Raw genomic sequence first — 18,795 nt, forward strand, 5'->3', positions numbered from 1 at the left:
TCATGACGGTAGATTTACATACACCCGACAACCAAAGTCTCATAGATTTTCCTTGCGATTACAAACTTAAAGCCATGGGGCATGCCACAGACAGCTTTATCGATACGGTATTTGAAATCACCAAAAAACATGCGCCAGACGTGACTCGTGACAACATTCACTTAAAAGACTCTAAAGCCCAACGTTTTCTTTCTGTCAATATTACCTTTAACGCAACCAGCTTAGAGCAACTTCATGCGATTTATGGTGAGCTTAAAAAACACCCTGAAGTGTTAATGACGCTTTAATCTTTTTTATCAAATGTCATTTATCGTCAAGCACCTTGGTTTGCAACCCTATGATAAAACATGGGAAGCCATGCAATCCTTCACCATCAATAGAACGCCTGAAACAGAAGATGAACTTTGGGTGGTGCAACACCCCCCTGTCTTTACTCAAGGACTTAATGGTCAAGCAGAACACCTGCTAAAAACACACCCAAACATACCACTTGTTCAAACAGACCGCGGTGGACAAGTCACCTATCATGCGCCCGGACAAGTCATCGTCTATGTTTTGATGGACTTAAAACGAGCTAAGCTTGGTGCCAAAGAGTTTGTGCACCGCATTGAAAACGCCCTAATTGATTTACTGAAAGAAGACTATCGACTAACAGCAGAGGCTAAAGCAGACGCACCTGGTGTTTATCTTGAAGGTAAAAAAATCGCATCTCTAGGCCTTAAGATTAAGCACTTCCGCTCTTATCATGGTTTGGCGCTCAATGTTGATATGGACTTAGAACCCTTTCAGTGGATTAACCCTTGCGGGCTTATCGGCATGCAAATGACACAACTCAAAGATCATATTGAGCACTTTAGTTACAACCTTGTTGAACAACAAACCATCCAAAAGCTTTTAAAACACCTAGCAACCAACTAATACAGCCCGACGATCATTCATTGTATAATAGCCAAAAATTAACACAGAGCTGAGCTTATGAGCGCACCTAATTTTCAAGAAATTCCCGTCAACCAAATTACTGGTCTCAGTAAATCTTCTGCTGATTTAAAGCAGCGCCGTGAAGACATGTCTAAAGGGGAATACAAAACCAAATCTCTAAAGCACAAGCCTGACCCTAACGCACCTAGACTTAAAAAACCGAGCTGGATTAAAGCAAAATTACCCGCAGCTAAACATATTGGGCGCGTAAAAGAACTCAAAGGCATTCTTCGTCAACAAGGCCTAAATACCGTTTGTGAAGAAGCTTCTTGTCCAAACTTAGGCGAATGTTTTGGTCACGGTACAGCAACCTTTATGATTATGGGACATATTTGTACCCGTAAGTGCCCTTTCTGTGACGTAACTCATGGTCGCCCAAATCCTTTAGATCAAAACGAACCACAACACATGGCAGAAACGATTGAAGCCATGAAGCTTAATTATGTTGTTATCACCTCCGTAGACCGTGATGATTTAAGAGATGGCGGTGCTGCGCACTTCCGTGACTGCATTACTGAAATTCGTCAACGCACTCCTGAAGTCAAAATCGAAACTCTTGTTCCAGACTTCCGCGGAAGACTCACCACCGCACTTGAAACTCTCAGCACACAAGCGCCTGACGTACTTAACCACAACCTTGAGACCGTTCCTCGTCTTTACGAGGAAGCGCGTCCTGGTGCAGACTACCAAGCATCACTGGATCTACTCAAACGTTTTAAAGAAATGAAACCAGAGACCACCACCAAATCTGGGTTAATGGTTGGTTTAGGCGAAACCATGGAAGAGTTGTTGGCCGTTATGCAAGACCTACGCGACCACCAAGTTGAAATGCTGACCGTTGGACAATATTTACAACCCTCCAACTTCCACTTAGCTGTCAAAAAATATTGGACGCCAGAAGAGTTCAAAACAATTGAAGACGCTGGCCATGAAATGGGCTTTACTCACGTTGCTTCTGGCCCGATGGTGCGCTCTTCATACCACGCAGACCTACAAGCCCAAGGTAAGTTTAATTAAAAATTTTAGGATTTTATGAATACGATTAAACGCTTTTTATTTAAAGACCTAGACATTCGAGGTCAGCACATACAGTTAGACGACGTATGGCAGCAAATGATTGAAGATCGTCACTACACACCTGCTTTAACCGAAGTATTAGGTGAACTTACCGCGCTAACGGTGATGATGGCAAATGGACTCAAACACCCAGGCAAAGTTGTTATTCAAATACAGGGAGAAGGTCCTGTTAACCTATTAGTGGTTGAAGCAAGTCATGATTTGCAAATTCGCGGCGTTGCTAAAACAAACAGAGCATTATCCAATGAGACGACTTTGGATGAACTGCTAGGTAATGGCCAAATTTTAATGACGCTTGAAAACACGCTAACAGACTCTCTATTTCAATCCTATGTTGATAGAGAAGGCCTTACAGTAACAGAAGCCTTTGAAACCTTTTTGACTCAATCTGAACAACTGCCATCCAAACTTTGGTTAGCCGCAAGCGAAAAAGGAATCGGAGGAGTTCTAGTCCAACAAATGCCTGCTTCAGCTGATAAAGATGAAGCTGACATTGACGGAGATGCTTGGAACCGAGTCACCACCTTAGCTGACACATTAAAATCTGAAGAGCTAGTTTCTCTGGATTCTGAAACACTTTTACACCGCCTATTTCATGAAGAAGTTATCGAACTCTTTGAGGCTAAAGCCGTTGAGTACAACTGCCCTAAAGACCCTGCCCGTATTGAAGATATGATTCGTTCACTTGGCGAAGAAGAAGCCAGAAAGCTTCTTGAAGAACAAGGTGAAATTGTCGTACACAACGAAATGTGTAACTTTCATCTTAGACTCAATAAAGAAGATATCGATCGCATCTTCGACAAAACACAACATTAATCCCTTACCCCAGCCTGGCAGATTTTATAAAAATCTGCCAGGCTGGGTATCTCACCGACCAACCATTACTCTTTACTTCATGTTCTCATTAGCCCTCTTGAACTATAATGACTTCAATGAAACGTTATTTACATCTAAAAGTCGTACAAATCGGGCGCAAAGTCAAACGCTCCGTTTTCCTTAACAAGTATTTTCCCAACTTTAAAGATCCTGTTTACTGGGCTGGTAACCGTATGTCTTTTGCCAGGGCTGGTTTTATCGGCATGCTTAGCATGATGCTACCTGTCCCCTTTCAGATGCTTTTAGGCTCTATTCTTGCCTATTACCTTCGTGCAAACATTCCTTTAGCAACTGCACTGGCTTGGATTACCAACCCACTTACTATGGGGCCTATATGGTATGGCGGCTATCGATTTGGCACTTGGCTATTAAACACGCCCTCTTCTGAAGAAGTCATGACCCATGCACAAAATATTCCATTGGCTTCAGCACAATGGTTTAGCGAAATTTTTCCAACTATCTGGCAACCATTCTTTTTAGGCAACTTAATCCTAGGTATTATTTTTGGTTCCATTCTCTACGTTTTAATTGGCTACTTTCCATACATTAAACGCTTTTTTGCTTGGCTATTCGTTCATCACCAGCAACCCTAGGCACACGATTTCTTAAGCAAATCGCGACACACTTCTTTCATTTTTAGACAAAACAATCTAAAATGAAGTTAACGCACACGGAGAAAGTCGATCATGGCCTTAACCTTTTCAGCTCCTACAACAAAACTTTCATTAAAGCTCCTAGAGTCTTACGGTATTGATTCGTCTGATATTCTAAAAAAACTTAATATCGACCCTAAAAGACTCAACGATCCTCATGCTCGTATACCCTATACAACGGCTGATGATATCTGGGCTGAAGCTGCTGATCGCATTGATGATCCTGCATTTGGACTTAAAGCTGTAGATTGCTGGCACCCATCACAAATGGGGGCATTAGGTTATGCCTGGCTATCAAGTGAAAATCTAAAAAATGCACTGACTCGGTTCCAACGCTACTCTCGCGTTGTCACAGAGGGAGCTTTTTTTGAAGTTGAAGAAACGCCCAAATATTTCAGTTTGATTTTGCATTACAGAAGTGTATCTAGACAGCTTCCTTATCGTACCGACGCCTTTATGGCGATTATGCTCGCCATGTGTAAGGCAAACTTCGGCAAACACTTTATCCCTGCCGAAATACACTTCAAGCACGGTGCGCCAAAAGATTCGAAAGCTTATACAGACCTATTCCAATGTCCTGTGTTCTTCAATGCCAAAGACAACCGTTTTATTATCCACATGCAAGACGCACTTACCACGTCCGAAGGCGCACACTCACAACTGGCAAAGCTACACGATCAAATCATGATCGAGTATTTAGCCAAGATGGATCGCAAAAATATTGTCGAACAAGTTAAGTCTGAAATTATTAAACAATTACCGAATGGTAATGTAACCGATACAACTGTTGGGCAAGCACTCCATATTAACGATAGAACACTACAAAGACGTCTCAAAGAACAAAACACCACTTTCAAAACATTAATGAACGAAGTTCGAGAAGACTTGGCTGCGACCTATATTAAAGATACCAACCTCTCCCTAAGCGAGATTTCATTTTTACTTGGTTTTGGGAATATCAGCTCATTTTCTAGAGCCTATAAACGGTGGACTGGCCAACCACCAAGTCATTTACGTACTGGCGGATAGTTATCCGTGCAGAGAACAAAAGCTTGATAATTTTTAGCCCGCCCCTATAATACAGATTCAATTTTCGGGGCATGGCTCAGCCTGGTAGAGCACCGTCATGGGGTGGCGGGGGTCGTAGGTTCAAATCCTACTGTCCCGACCAATAAAATCAACAAGTTACACAAAACCAACCCCTTCATATTTTATCTTCAAAATAAAAAAGTCGCCAAAAAGTCACCATGATTTGACCTTCTCTTATTTCATATCAGTGCGATATTGAAAGCATAACTACCAAAATTTCTATATTGATTAAAACCCCTAAGCCAAAGAATAAATACAATAATTTAGAATTTTTTTGAGAAGCTAACAGAATTGCATTCATTTTTGATACCAAAAGCCCACTCTGTTTCTCCAGGCTTTTTTTAGATTCAAGAAGTATTACAGTATTTAAATGGATTTCCTTTAGTAATTCTTGCGTAGATCTATGATTTTTATTTTGTTTATTTGAAAAATAATCAGCTTGATAAATTTGTGTTAATAGATGCAAAAATAATGGGTTATTTTTATCCAAACCAGCTAGTAACTTTTTCATATCTTTTTTAGGAACTGGAAATTTATCTCCATACATTTCAAATGCTATATCTTTGAGATGCAAAGGAACATTTAATCCTTTCATTATAATTTTTATATCTTCATTCATACCAAACTCCAATAAATTCACTCTTATTGCGTTCAGCTTATAAAATTTTTTTAGAAAAAACTGAATTTGCTTTTTTTCTTACAAAATAAAAAAAGGAACAAAATCTTTTCATCTTCAATTCAAATTTGAAAAAAATAATTAAATTAAATAATTATTTTTTTAATTAATTTAATTAAAAAATGAATTAAATTCGGTAAATTTAATTAATAATCTATTTTTTGAAATTCTTTTCAATTTTTTTCTCCCAATTAATGAGACTTATTTTTTTACTGAAGTAATCTAAATTTAATGATTAAAAAATTCCATCTTATACCTATATTCCTCCCCCTGAAGTGTCTAAATTAGATTGCGCCTAAAGTAGTGGGCTTACAACTTCCGTGAACTATTTTCTGACACCATCTCGGTTAGTCTTTGAAAAAATATTTTCTTAACTAATTGCATACTTTTTACAAACAATTTACATACAAAATGCAAACAATAATTCTCTCAAAACCCAGAACCAATGCAGGATACAGAAGATTTCAGGTACGTATTAAGAAGCCATGTTAGGGTATGATGTTTTCCAGACCTGGGGTGCCAGGCACAGTAGGAAAGTAGGAAAGTAGGAAAGTAGGAAAGTAGGAAAGTAAAGGGTAATAGTAATGACATATTTTTATTAAATGACCTTTTTAAAAATCCTATTTAAAAAAAATTAATTAATTTGTAAACTCGAAAAAAGAGAAAAATCAAATAAATTTTTTTGGGTACGAATAAATGAAAAATAAAATTGAAAAAGAACTCCTAAGACCCGCTGAAGTTTGTAGTTTACTTGGCATTGCTCTAAGTCACCTAAATAAGCTTTCTGAGTGTGATCCCAATTTTCCACGAAAAATGATTATTAGCCCTCGCTTCACAGCATATCGAAAATCATCAATTTTCAAATGGCTAGAACAAAAAGAACGGGGAGAGTATTGATGAAAAAAAGAATAAATTTAACTGAGCAACAAAATATTGTACTGGTATGCATACAATCAACTATTAGTAATGATGGAAAATTTTTAATTCTAAGATTTATGGATAATCATAAAATGTCTCCATACATTTCTTTTTTCAACTTACTAACACAGAAAAGTGGAAACTCAACTTCAGCACCCGATAGCTACATACGAAGATTATACAGATTAACTCTAGGTGTCGATGTGGGCAAGGGTACCAAAAGCTATGCTCGTAATTTCTCTGGGGATTTAATTGGAAAAAAGTTCATAGGCAATGACTTGATGGCTTATAAAGCTCACGAAGATACAATAAAAGTAAAAAAATTAACTCCGCTCAATCCAATTTTCGAAGGAACTAGTTGGACTGCCCTAGGGCACTTAATTGGTGTAAAAAGAGGTCCATACCATAGAAACTCGACCTCAAGACCTTTGAGCACTTCCATTAATAATGAAAGCGTATTATCTAATGTTTCAAATGAAGAATTTTGTTATTTTGATCCTAGCCCTGAATATGTTTTTTAAAGTTGAAGCAGATTCAATTCTCGATTTTAGTTCCATGCTGTTTTTTACCTAAACCTTGACCAGGCTAGTTTTAAACTAACCATATCGTTTGATTAAATTGAGTCTGTAGTAATTTTTTCAAAAATCATATCAAGCACGATTTCACCAAACAAACTACGAACTTTATCCTGCGAAAGAACCTGAGTTGCCATTGAACTATGGCGTTCCATAGATTCGGCAACAGCCATCATTAACGCTTGAGGAAAATCGGTTAGTCCAACTTGGTCACGAGAGTTGTTTTTGAGTTGTGTTGTCACAGTTTTATTTTCCATTACTTTGTCGGTAATGGTTCGAGCAAAGTTAACCATATCATCATCCGTTAAATCACCTGAAAACACCTCGTTGAGCTGATTTACAATATTTTCTATGGTGTCAGTCTTCTTCTCAGATGCAGTTGCTGTTCCTGATTGAGTTGGATCGAGTTTTGAAGACTCTAAACCGATGTCATGTTTTTTCTTATTTTTAATACTGTAATGCGTCAATTCAACATCGGTTAAATCTATTTTGTTTTCAATGTTTACTGTTACCAACTGCGGAGCTAGACCACGACAATAGGCAGACAGCTTTTCTAGTTCGGTATCTTCATAAGGATTGATTTGAGAAAGGAACTCATACATACGAACAAACTGTGTCAGACGCTTCTTAAAGCGATCCAATGAATCTTTGTATTCCTTAGCATCTCTAAGTTCTAATTCAGCGTTATGAATGGCAGCTTCATTATTAGCCGCTTTTGCTGTTTCTAGTCGGTCTCTAACCGACTTCACTTCAAGCAATGCCGTTTTATAGCGAGTTTTGAATCTATCAGCGCCAGGCTTCACGGCTGCTGACATCGCTTCTTGTTTGCCTTTAGGGTCGAAATAAGCTTCCGCAAAATCATCTACTTCTTTTTGAGTGAAAATGTTTTCCGCTTCTAACTGCATCTGGATTTCAAAAACGATATTGGGGTCTGTAACATCTGACAGCATCGTAGTTTCATAAAAAGGGCTGAAAGCTTCCTTGATTTCTTCTGGCGAGTTTCTGAAATCTATAATAAACACATCTTCCTTACCAGGATAAGTTCGGTTCAACCTAGCCAGAGTTTGTACCGCATCAACGCCTGAGAGCTTCTTATCAACATACATGGCACAAAGCTTGGGTTGATCAAACCCTGTCTGGAACTTGTTGGCTACCAGCATGACTTGGTATTCATCGGTATCAAAGGCCTTACGCATCTCACGTCCACGTAAGTTCGGATTCATGCTATGTTCCGTGTATTCCTTTTCAACGCCTTCGCCATCGTCTGCTAGTGAGCCTGAAAAAGCGACCATTGCTTGAATGCCTGAATAGCCAGAATCTTTAATGTATTTATCAAATGCCAATTTATAACGAACAGCCTCTTTTCGAGAGCTTGTTACCACCATTGCCTTAGCTTTACCATCAAGCAGATGCATCACGTTTTCATTGAAGTGTTCTATGATGACGTAAACTTTTTGGGCAATATTATGAGGATGTAGCCTGACCCATTTAGCGATCTGAGATTTCGCTTTGCGAGCATCCACTTCAGAGTCATCATGCGACGACAGCTTATACAGTACATCGTAAGTTGTGTAGTGCTTTAAGACATCGAGAATATAGCCCTCTTCAATGGCTTGCTTCATGGTGTAGTTATGAAAAGGCACTGGAATGTTCGTTGAAGAAGCTGGTTCGCTAGGGTTTGGTAATGTACCGAATAACTGGAGTGTTTTGTCTTTAGGTGTTGCAGTAAAGGCAAAGAAGCTGATGTTATGCGTATCCTGTTCTTCAACTGACATAGCCAACACTTCATCAGCACTTAATTCCACACCTTCTTCAATTTGTTCGGTACTCAGCACTTGTTTGAGTTTTTTCGCGGTAGAACCGGATTGCGAGGAGTGTGCTTCATCCGCAATAATCACAAAGCTTTTGTCTTTTAATGAAGTCGTCTTTTGGATTTCTTCTAAGACGAATGGGAAGGTTTGTATCGTAACGACAATAATTGAAGCTCCATCCCTGAGTGCTTCCGCCAGTTTAGTTGATTTACTACCACCGGACTCAGCACGAGTTATTGCATGAACCACACCGCGAGTTCTTTCAAACTGAGCAATGGTATCCTGTAACTGAGAATCGAGGACATTACGATCTGTCACGACTATCACTGTATCGAATATACGTTTGTTGTCTGCGTTGTGTAGAGCGGACAACTGATGAGCAGACCAAGCTATCGAATTCGATTTCCCTGAACCCGCTGAGTGCTGAACAAGGTAACGCTTGCCAGCACCATTATCATAAACATCGTTCAATAACTTTCGTACCACATCCACTTGATGGTAACGAGGGAAAATCATGGTTTCTGACTTGTATTTTCGTCCTCGTGCGTCTTCTTTTTCTTGGACTTCCAGATGAATGAACTTGCCTAAGATTTTCAGGAAGGTATCTTTAGATAAGATGTCTTTCCAAAGATAATCTGTCGCATAGCCGTCAGGATTTAGAGGATTGCCTGCACCACCGTTATTGCCTTTGTTAAAAGGGAGAAAGTAAGTGCTTTTTCCTGCCAGTTTCGTTGTCATATAGACTTCATCGGTACTGACTGCAAAGTGAACCAGTGAGCGTTTTTTAAAGGCTAGCAGAGGCTCTTCTTGTTTGGTGAGCGTATCAACGGATAATCGGTCTTCTTTGTATTGATTAATTGCATCCCAGACGTTTTGGGTAAAGTCCGTTTTTAACTCTAAGGTCGTAACAGGAATCCCGTTGACGAATAAAACAAGGTCAATTGAGTTTTGATTGTTTTCAGAGTAATAAACCTGACGAATGACTCTTAAGATGTTTTTGTCGTATTGAGTTTGAAGCTCATCTGAATGCAAATCCGGCTCAAATTGACATAAACGCAATCGGACATTCACATCTTTGATTTCATTTCGAAGGCAGTGCAAAGAGCCGTGGTTATCAAGCTGTCCAGCAACGAATTTGACTAAAGCTTGATCGGTGTCTTTTGCATGACGTTTTTGAAACTTCTCATATTGCTCTGGTTGAGTGTTTTTTACAAAAGCAATGACATCATCAGGGTAAAGAGCTAAGGCTTTGTCATAGCCCTTAGAATCGCCTTCAATCCACTGAGTGGAGCAGAGGCTATCGACTATTTCGGTTTCAAAGACTTTTTCTTTATGCTTCATTTTTGAAATCTCTAAATTTTGTTTATCTTCTGGTTAGTCGTTTAAATGCCACAATGGTCATCCATGAAAAAATTGACAGAAACACGCCAAAGAATAAAGATATAAACTCATAGTTTTTCTTTAATAAAGGGCCTATTATTAAACTGCCTGCCCAATGGTTAAGGCTGTCAATGAAGTACCTAACGAATGATGTATCTCCATTAATCGACAATAAAGGGAGTTCATCAACATATTTTGAATAAGCTATAGCAGCGACAATACTAATTACAAGAATAGCAGCAACAGGCCTAAAAATACTTTGCCCAAAGTTTGAGAAAAATTTGTTGAACCAGAAAATACCTTTTTCCACATAATGACCTTTTTTGATTGATAAGTCTCTACGATAACATTCCATTTCGAACGCAAAAAATTTATTGGCTTCAAGAAAATTACCGACATCATCAAAAGAATGTTTAATAATTCTAAAGGTTTCTCTAGGGGACTCTTCATCTACTTCAGCTTTGAGAAAATTAGGTGGCACTTCAAAATTCGCTTTTTCGATATCTAAACCAGATAGAAATTTTGAGTCTCTGAACGAAGATAAGCTTTTGAAAGTTACATATTGGAAAATAGTCTTTGTACTACTTTTTAAGCATGTGACATTTTCATATGCAAAGAAGTCGCCATATATACTTCTTTTTGCGACAAACAACGTCTTGAAAATTGCACCATGGAAATCACATACCTTTTCGAAATTACAGTTGCTTTGCATAAAAATATTACACTCAACCCCTTTCATCTCAAACTTTCCTTTAAATATAGAATCTTTAAGAATAATAGCTTTAAATATTTGCTTAAATTTATCCCCTGAATTTAACTTCAGGCTCCTCTCTAAAGAACAGTTTTCAATAATTAAAGCTGGTATAAATTCATTGTGTTTTGTAAATAATGCGATATTACAAAATACGTTCAAGTTCTGTAGTTTTAGATATGACGAAAACGCACACTCATCAAAGATTGAAGTAAGCGAAGGCTCACCATCAGATGGGGTTAAACGAACTGATGTATTTTTAACTAAAATTGATTTATGGAAAGTGCAATCATAAAAATATTCGTTATAAGTGCGAGTCTGTTCTTGGCTTTCTTCTGAGGTTAATACTTTTGCATAAACTCCAACCTCTACTTTAGTAAGGAACTCACAAGAATGGTAAAGAATTTTTGTGTTAGAACTAAAACCTTTAAATACTTTTTTTAAGTCATTGGATGTTGTTTGATCAGTGAACTTACAATCAACAAAAGTTATCTGTTTTAAGTAGCGTATAAAGTTTCTATTTTGGTTATTTCCGAATAGCGTAAACCCTTGTATTTCAAGAGTAACTTTGGATAGTTCTTCTACTAATTTCTTATAAGTTGCATATTCTGCCGGATGCTCTTTTTGCTTTTTTCTTAAAAAAACTTTAGGTGAATTTGATGTCAAACTAACAATTAAGTCTGCATGTAAAATATCTTGAAACCAACTTTCATGCAAAAAAGAAAAAGCCTGTTCAACGATAGACCTCAATGGTTCATCACACTTAAAACCGTTTACTATTTCATCGAAAGTCATAGTCACTCACATTAATCTTTCCAGTAACAGCAGCAGAGATTAAAGCGGTTTTGCGTTCTTTGAGCAGTTCTATTGCTTGCTGGGATTTATCAATTAGAGTGTCGATTTTTTGGGTTTGGTTTTTAAGATATCCTACAATTTGACTCTGCTCATCAATATTCGGTAGAGGAAATTTCATTGGTTCAATGTGTTTATTATTTATTTGAGGTACCGTTGAAACATCCGCGATATCACTTAAACCTCTAAGTTTTAACAAATAGGCAACGTACTCTGGCAAAACTTTGTTGCTTAACTCCCACCCCATCAAGTTTGGGTCAATGAAAGATTTGTCATTAACAATATTCACTTTGTTAGTAAAAATTGCGGCCCCTCTTTTGGGAAAAACAACATAATTAGATTTTGCTCTACTTGTTACAACTAAAGAACTATCGACAAAGAACTGTTTTTCCGATATTTCAAATGAGTCAAGTGACAAGCTTGATACTTTGATAAAAGGAATATCCCCAAAATTATTTATCAATTCTTCATTAATTGACTCCGAACCGAACAATTTTCCTAAATAACCACACTTCACAACCTCCCAATGCTCAGGCACCTCTCCCAACCATTCAATCCCCGAATCTTTCATTGGCACATCAAGATTCAAACCTTTAGTGACCGCATGACCAATTACCGCTTTGCGTTTTTCTTTAAGCAGCTCAATCAGCTTTTGTTGCTTTTCAATCAGGGTGTCGATTTTGTGGGTTTCACGGTCGAGGAAGTTGGCGATGGATTTTTGTTCTGCCTGACTGGGAACAGGTATCAAAATATTCTTCATTTCTGAATAGTTCGTGCTCCACAAGTCAGCTACAATCCCTTTACCGAACCTATAAAATTCTTCTTGAAATGGCTGGCTTTTTAGCAAGTGAAGAGCATACTGAGGAACAAAACTTCTAGGCTGGAGGACAATACTTATTAAAGAAACAGAGCCTTCCAGTGCTGACAAACCAGAAGAACCTTTTCTATCAGAACGGCTATTTATAACAAAATCACCAATACACACCTTTTTACGGTTATCGCCAGCATCAGTCTTTGCCGCATTATCAAGCTGCGGAACAATTCCATTTTTTGTAACCGATAATGGAGGGAACTCAGTATCGTTTACCTTTTCTCTTCGTTCTACAAAATACTGACCCAATCGGCTTAGCTGCCAACTTTGTGGAATTCTGCCCAGCCAATCTAGCCCTGTTTCAAAATACTCTGAATATAGCTTATGTTTACCCCGTGTGATTAATTCTGACATCAGGCATGCACCTCTTGCAGAAGCTTTAGAATATCCGCCGTGACCGCATCTAAATCGGCATCAATGTCTTCAAGTGGGCGTGGTGGTGTGTATTCATAGAAATGGCGGTTAAAGGGAATTTCATAACCGACAATACCAATTTCACCATCTAAAGCATCGGTTTTGCCTTCGTCTATCCAAGCATCGGGAACATTAGGCAAAACTTCACGCTTGAAGTATTCATGAATATCTTCTTTAAGTGGGACGTTTTCGTAGTCGCGTAAGTCTGTGTTCGCTTCTGGTTTGCCTTTTTTGTCCAAACAGATTTCTGCTTCATCATCATGTTCAGAGATATGTTTTTGAATCAGCTTGAATTGAGCAGCCGTTAGTTTAACCTTAAACCCTTTCAGAAACGCCTCACGACTCAAAAATTTGTTTTGCGACAGATTACTCAAGTTTTTCAAAATATCCGCTTGTAGGCCACCTGAGAGCTTTTGAAAGGCATTGTCCTCGTTAAGATTGGCAATACGTTCTTCATCATGCGGATAAAAAGCTAACTGAAGTGGCCTTTCAACCGTAATTCGTCTAAACCCAAAATCTTCTGTATCGAATATCTTTGAAATCTTCGATTCTTCAAACCCGCCATAGATGCGAATAATGTCGTTTTGTTGTTCTTCGGAGATTTCTTTACGTTTAGAGCCTAAGGACTTTCTCATGGGAACGAAAAGGTTGGTGGCGTTAATGAGTTGAACTTTTACTTGCCTCTCTTCCTCTTTTTTGTTCGACAAAATCCAGATGTAAGTCGCTATCCCCGTGTTGAAGAACATATCGGTTGGTAAAGCAACGATGGCTTCTAACAAGTCATTTTCAAGAATATAACGTCGGATTTCAGATTCACCCGACCCTGCACCACCAGTGAAAAGAGGAGAACCATTCAGAATAATACCTATACGGCCACCGCCATTTTGTACCGCTTCCATTTTTGATACCAAGTGCATCAAAAATAACATAGAGCCATCAGATACTCTTGGAAGGCCAGGGCCAAAACGTCCTTCAAAGCCTTTTTCGGTATGTTCGGCTTTTATTACCTTTTCGACCTTTTTCCAGTCCACACCAAAAGGAGGGTTGCTTAAGCTGTAACTGAATTTCTTGTCATAAAGCTGGTCATCTGACAAGGTGTTGCCATGCTTGATGTTTGTAATGTCCTGCCCCTTGATAAGCATGTCTGCTTTACAAATTGCATAGGACTCGCCATTCAATTCCTGACCAAATAGAACGAGCTTGGCTTTGTCATTAATTTCGTGAACATATTCACTACCTGATGATAAGAATCCACCTGTCCCAGCAGTCGGGTCATATAGACTTCTAACCACGCCTTCTTTGGTGAGAATTTCATCATCAGAGGCAAAAAGCAGTGCCGTGGTGAGCCTTACCGTATCACGAGGGGTAAAGTGCTCTCCAGCAGTTTCATTTGAAGCTTCAGCAAATCGTCTAATCAAATCCTCAAACACCAAACCCATTTCATGGTTTGAAACTTTATTTGGCGATAAATCAAAAAAGGCAAACTTCTGCACAACCTCGAACAACAGGTTGTTGTCATTCAAGAATTGAATTTGCTCAGTGAACTTGTACTTTTCAAATACTTCTCTCGAGTTTGCGCTAAAGCCTTGGATATAGTTTTCGAGGTTCTGAAGAAGGTTGTTCGGATCGGCGAGAAGTGTTTTTAGATTGAATTTTGAGGTGTTATAAAACTGATGGCCGGATTTTTGTGTGAGGAAAACATCAAGAGGAACACCAAGGTCTTTCTTGGTTTGATATTCTGATAAAACCGCATCTTTTGTTAGTTCTAAAACAGACTCTAATCTTCTTAACAAAGTAAAAGGTAAAATAACTTTACCGTAATCAGATTGTCTATATTCGCCACGAAGTAGGTCGGCTACCGACCAAACCATTGATGACAAGCTTGAGAAGTTTTCCACTTAGGCTCCATACTAAAATTTCGAATTTTAGTTATTCTAGTCAAAAAAGCCTGTATGGTGAATGTAAAACATGAAAACTTGAAATATCGTCTGGAATTACACGACTATTTCAAGATTAACCAAAATTGAATTGGCTCATAATTTTTTGGCCTGAATTTTAACTATGAGCCTATCGTAAGAGAATAGCGCAATGTTACTTCATCAGGTGCTTATAAAATTCCTGAATATAATCTTTGCCATAAAAGTAGATCTCATCAACGAATATTTTTTCATTTAATAAAATTGGAGAATTTTGTTTTACAAAGGAAACACTTGAGAGAGATATATACAAAACTAATGCCACCACACTAAACGAAATAAGTTCGATGGCGCTTTGCTTAATAGAAAATTTATTTAGTTCATTCAACGCTTTTTCATATTCATATCGGGTTACAGCATTATTTTTCCTATACTCCGAGTAAGTTTCCATAATTGCGCTAAATGTTGAATGCACGCTATCATAATTCGAAGCAGGGAACTTAAACTGCAAAAAAGGTTTTTGGGGGTTGCTAAAACGAATTGTCAGAATACCGAACCGTTTTACATTTACATGAGGAATCCCTGAGGGGCCAGTATATTCGGCTGTTTTACTCTTAGTTTCACCTTGCCATTTCGTAATGTCTTTGAGATAAAAACAACCGAATTCATTCATGTGATTACGATAAACGCCTAAATCTTTTGAAAAATCAAAAAATAGATAATAATCACCTACTTTCATAGCTTGATTATGAACAAAACCAGTAATCAATGCGAATTTTTTAAACTTAGATTTATTTTTAATAAATTCTGGAAGAAATAACAGTACCCCAACAAGAAACAACGAAACACTTATTAAAAAGAACATAACAAGTGTCCCTGAGCCTTTTAATCCATCTTCTCCATTTAACAGAAAAGCAACAATCGTAATTAATAAAAAAAGAGCAGTTGGGATTAACGCTAAACCAGCTAATCCAAAAAATATATACCCTATAAGCTTAAGGAGCTTAAAAAACATTATTATTTCCTTTTAATGTGTCTGATAGAGCTTCAAGTCACAAGTACAGCCTATGCGATTGAGCGCGTTCAGAATTCTGTGTCATTCCTTTGCGGTAATCTTCAATTTAATTAAGCGCTGATAATTTACCATATCACGACAAAACCACAAGCATTTTAATACACACTTTTACGCAATAGATTCCATTGCCAGATATGCATCAATACATCGTTATTTGCCTTATGGTGAGACAATCCGTTTGATTTGAATTTTTGTCTGGCCAATAGATAGGATTTTAGAATTTGTGAGTCACTAAAATCTAATGCTTCATATAACTCTGAAATCAATTGAAACGCCGGCATCGGATAGTTATGCCTCGTTATTTCAGCACAATCATCCAATAGCATGAACAGCCAGTTCAAATCCATATTCGAATCGGCATAAACGGTTTGCCCTTTTAGGTCTTCACTAAATTTTTCTGCAACTGAAATGGCATCTATCCCATGTTGTTTCAAATAGTCTAGATACAAGCCATGCATACTCTCAGCGTTGTAGTCCCACAAGTAAGTGTCTTTTTGCCAGACCTCCAATGGTTTGATTTCAAATGTCTTTACATTATCCTCGCTTGAACCATAAGCGACTTGCACAGGAAATCCCTGCATTGAAGACGCCTCGAAATCAAGGAAGATGGGACTATTCATTTTCAGCTATCCTTACCAGTAGTTCGTCGATACTCATAAGCGTCAATTGACCGCTTCTATCAAAGGTATCGATAAAGCCGCTGTATTTTCCAAACACTGGCTTTGGAAAACAGGAGTGACCATGAATCGTATAATCTATATCCACTAAAGGTCTTTCCTTTCCATTAGCAGTATCAGCAGCATGGCGTCGGTGTCTTAGCGCTCTTTCTCGAATGTCTCTATCCTCTAGAGCGCCAACAAACACTTTCCAGCTATCTATGTCCGGTGGCATACCGGCATGGACAATACCCAGCTTTTTACCTTTAACATTCAACTCGATGGCAAAAGGCAGGTGCTTGAGTTTTTCTGCAACCGCTTGCCTTTGAGCATCACTTAGGTCAAAAAACCATGAACTTTCAAACAATGTTATCTGTAGATAAGTTTCTTCTGCACCATATTCTTTATAGCCGCCGGACAACATGACTCTTTCTTCCGCATAGATATCTAAAATAAATTGTTCATGATTTCCTCTAACTGAAAAGAACCAAGGTTCATCAATGAGGGTTAGAGTTTTTAGACTCTCATCCCCCCTATCGACCAAATCCCCTACTGCAAAAAGCCGGTCTCGATCAAAATCAAACCCAGCGTGACTTAACGCATCCATCAGAGGTTGATAGCGCCCATGGATATCACCTACCAAGAAATCTCGCCCTTTTTGGTTATCAGTGAATTTCCTGACAAACATTACTGAACTCCTTCACAGACTCTTTTGGCAATCTCTTCAACACTCATAATCGTTAATTCACCAGTTATATGCCCAGTGTCTATCCATAGCTGATTACCACACTGGACAGGCTCATGAACCCCCATGTGGCCATGAACTGTCGCCAGCACTCCATCGACATTCCGTTCAATAAAGTCTCTCGGACTAACATGTCTATTACTAAAAGGGTCATAGGCGTTCATAATTTGAGTACGGTTCCAGGTCGCCTCTTCTCGTAACTCACGACTCAACTTGAGCTTAGATAAAAACGATGTCCAATTGTCACAACTTCCTGGTACCTCTGCATGCACGAGACCAATGTCACCCCAAGGGGTTTGCAGCGTAATCGCATAAGGCAAAGCAGAGAGCAGCTGATAAATGCGCTCTCTTGCCGAGGCATCTCTTAGTTTATAAAACCATTTTCCACCATTCATCATATGAATCTGTTTAATCTCATAGCGAGACCTTTGCAAGTTCTGATAAATCGATACAACACTACTGGGCGATTCAAAATACTCAACGACAAACTGGTCATGATTGCCTCGAATCGCATAAAACCAATCGTTTTGATACAGCATATCCAATACCCGAACGTTATCTTTGCCTCGGTCAATCAAATCCCCTAAAGAAAAGAGTCTGTCGGCCTCTGGATTAAAAGCTACACGATCTAACGCTCGTTGTAGCTTTTTCAAATGACCGTGAATATCGCCGACAATAAAATCCCTTCCCTTTTCATTCGAGGGAATGGTTAGATGTATCGGTTTGTCGAACTCACTCATTTGTTTTCCTTGCTGCTTGTTTTTTATGCCTTGGCATTGACGCTTTGCAACTTGCACATTGTTTTGTCACCATCATGCGTTATCTCAAACATCTGCGGCAATCTCGACAAATATCCTGCATTGCCCATCAATGCACTATTGAGTGCCAGATAGCTTTTATCTACTACTCTATCACCATACCCCTCGTGGATATGTCCAAAAAGATGGGCGCCGATTTGCAACTCATCAATGCGTTGTCGCAGAAACGGACAACCTAAATTCGGCTGATGACTCTTTGATAACTGATTGTTATCCAATAGACCGTAGGCCGGTCCATGGGTAATCAATACATCGGTTTTTTCTGGGATTTGGTCCCAAAAAGTTTTCTGCTCTTCTGGATATAGCTGAAAAGACCAATCCATAAATTCCGGAGTAAAGGGCGACCCCCAGAAATAAATTCCATCGATCTCAACGCCCTTGTTCATTAAGAGGGTGATACCTAGGTCTTCAATGTCTTTTAATGCGGCTTTGTCCTCTAGGTTATAAATGGTCTCGAAAAACTTGTCATGGTTACCAGGCACCAGGATTTTGTGGTCATAATCCAACTTAGAAAACCAGTCTAAAAACGCATAGCATTCATTAACGCCACCGACACGCGATACATCACCAGAATGCACAATCACATCCGCCGAATAGCTTGAAATAGAAGCATCCAGAAAACGATGTGCGCCATGGGTATCCGATATATGAACAACTCTCATCC

18 protein-coding genes and 1 tRNA gene are annotated in these 18,795 nt (G+C 38.6%); 9 read left to right on the top strand and 10 right to left on the bottom strand.

Annotation, left to right across the window (positions count from 1 at the left end):
• Positions 1–2: 2 nt before the first annotated feature.
• The 7 genes from N745_RS0108455 to N745_RS0108485 all read left to right on the top strand — a co-directional run bounded on the left by N745_RS0108455 (position 3) and on the right by N745_RS0108485 (position 4,755).
• Positions 3–287, top strand: coding sequence for a YbeD family protein (locus tag N745_RS0108455; protein WP_024851690.1), 285 nt, complete (start codon positions 3–5; stop codon positions 285–287).
• A gap of 13 nt (positions 288–300) precedes the next feature.
• The gene (gene lipB, locus N745_RS0108460; protein ID WP_024851691.1) at positions 301–918 is read left to right on the top strand and encodes a lipoyl(octanoyl) transferase LipB; all 618 of its coding nucleotides are present in this window, start codon (positions 301–303) and stop codon (positions 916–918) included.
• Between the two features lie 57 nt (positions 919–975).
• A complete protein-coding gene (gene lipA, locus N745_RS0108465) occupies positions 976–1,995 on the top strand; it encodes a lipoyl synthase (protein WP_024851692.1) in 1,020 nt (339 codons plus the stop codon).
• Between the two features lie 15 nt (positions 1,996–2,010).
• Positions 2,011–2,871: an Hsp33 family molecular chaperone HslO gene (gene hslO / locus N745_RS0108470; RefSeq protein ID WP_024851693.1), complete on the top strand. Its 861-nt coding sequence runs from the start codon at positions 2,011–2,013 to the stop codon at positions 2,869–2,871.
• Positions 2,872–2,987: 116 nt separating this feature from the next.
• Entirely contained in the window at positions 2,988–3,524 is a 537-nt protein-coding gene (locus N745_RS0108475; RefSeq protein ID WP_024851694.1) for a DUF2062 domain-containing protein, read from the top strand.
• Positions 3,525–3,617: 93 nt separating this feature from the next.
• Complete coding sequence (locus tag N745_RS0108480) at positions 3,618–4,613, top strand: AraC family transcriptional regulator (RefSeq protein ID WP_024851695.1); 996 nt, start codon at positions 3,618–3,620, stop codon at positions 4,611–4,613.
• A gap of 65 nt (positions 4,614–4,678) precedes the next feature.
• Positions 4,679–4,755 (top strand) — tRNA-Pro (locus N745_RS0108485).
• A gap of 102 nt (positions 4,756–4,857) precedes the next feature.
• Here N745_RS0108485 and N745_RS0108490 read toward each other — a convergent pair.
• Positions 4,858–5,292 carry a hypothetical protein gene (locus tag N745_RS0108490; RefSeq protein ID WP_024851696.1) on the bottom strand — a complete coding sequence of 145 codons (435 nt, stop codon included), beginning with the start codon at positions 5,290–5,292 and terminating at the stop codon, positions 4,858–4,860.
• A 753-nt stretch (positions 5,293–6,045) separates the two neighbouring features.
• Between N745_RS0108490 and N745_RS12820 the strand changes: the two genes are divergently transcribed.
• Both N745_RS12820 and N745_RS0108500 read left to right on the top strand, forming a co-directional pair.
• On the top strand, positions 6,046–6,246 hold the full coding sequence (locus tag N745_RS12820; protein ID WP_024851697.1) for a helix-turn-helix transcriptional regulator: 201 nt from the start codon (positions 6,046–6,048) through the stop codon (positions 6,244–6,246).
• The gene (locus tag N745_RS0108500) at positions 6,246–6,788 is read left to right on the top strand and encodes a hypothetical protein (protein WP_024851698.1); all 543 of its coding nucleotides are present in this window, start codon (positions 6,246–6,248) and stop codon (positions 6,786–6,788) included. Before N745_RS12820 ends, N745_RS0108500 begins: the two co-directional genes overlap by 1 nt.
• Positions 6,789–6,880: 92 nt before the next feature.
• Here the strand turns inward: N745_RS0108500 and N745_RS0108505 are convergent, their stop codons facing one another.
• The 9 genes from N745_RS0108505 to N745_RS11885 form a co-directional block, all read right to left on the bottom strand.
• A complete protein-coding gene (locus N745_RS0108505; RefSeq protein WP_024851699.1) occupies positions 6,881–9,994 on the bottom strand; it encodes a type I restriction endonuclease subunit R in 3,114 nt (1,037 codons plus the stop codon).
• A gap of 22 nt (positions 9,995–10,016) precedes the next feature.
• Positions 10,017–11,579 (bottom strand): hypothetical protein, encoded by a 1,563-nt coding sequence (locus N745_RS11870; RefSeq protein ID WP_038070684.1) that lies wholly within the window; start codon positions 11,577–11,579, stop codon positions 10,017–10,019.
• Positions 11,566–12,861, bottom strand: coding sequence for a restriction endonuclease subunit S (locus N745_RS11875; RefSeq protein WP_038070686.1), 1,296 nt, complete (start codon positions 12,859–12,861; stop codon positions 11,566–11,568). The genes N745_RS11870 and N745_RS11875 overlap by 14 nt, the downstream gene beginning before the upstream one ends.
• Positions 12,861–14,819, bottom strand: coding sequence for a type I restriction-modification system subunit M (locus N745_RS0108515; RefSeq protein WP_024851700.1), 1,959 nt, complete (start codon positions 14,817–14,819; stop codon positions 12,861–12,863). Before N745_RS0108515 ends, N745_RS11875 begins: the two co-directional genes overlap by 1 nt.
• 193 nt (positions 14,820–15,012) lie before the next feature.
• The gene (locus tag N745_RS0108520; protein ID WP_024851701.1) at positions 15,013–15,852 is read right to left on the bottom strand and encodes a hypothetical protein; all 840 of its coding nucleotides are present in this window, start codon (positions 15,850–15,852) and stop codon (positions 15,013–15,015) included.
• A 155-nt stretch (positions 15,853–16,007) separates the two neighbouring features.
• Entirely contained in the window at positions 16,008–16,532 is a 525-nt protein-coding gene (locus N745_RS0108525) for a hypothetical protein (RefSeq protein WP_024851702.1), read from the bottom strand.
• Positions 16,525–17,256, bottom strand: coding sequence for a metallophosphoesterase (locus N745_RS11880; protein ID WP_024851703.1), 732 nt, complete (start codon positions 17,254–17,256; stop codon positions 16,525–16,527). Before N745_RS11880 ends, N745_RS0108525 begins: the two co-directional genes overlap by 8 nt.
• On the bottom strand, positions 17,256–18,053 hold the full coding sequence (locus N745_RS0108535; protein ID WP_024851704.1) for a metallophosphoesterase: 798 nt from the start codon (positions 18,051–18,053) through the stop codon (positions 17,256–17,258). The genes N745_RS11880 and N745_RS0108535 overlap by 1 nt, the downstream gene beginning before the upstream one ends.
• 23 nt (positions 18,054–18,076) lie before the next feature.
• A complete protein-coding gene (locus N745_RS11885; protein ID WP_024851705.1) occupies positions 18,077–18,793 on the bottom strand; it encodes a metallophosphoesterase family protein in 717 nt (238 codons plus the stop codon).
• Positions 18,794–18,795: the final 2 nt, after the last annotated feature.

The sequence above is a fragment of the Hydrogenovibrio kuenenii DSM 12350 genome, from assembly GCF_000526715.1.
Lineage (GTDB): Bacteria > Pseudomonadota > Gammaproteobacteria > Thiomicrospirales > Thiomicrospiraceae > Hydrogenovibrio > Hydrogenovibrio kuenenii.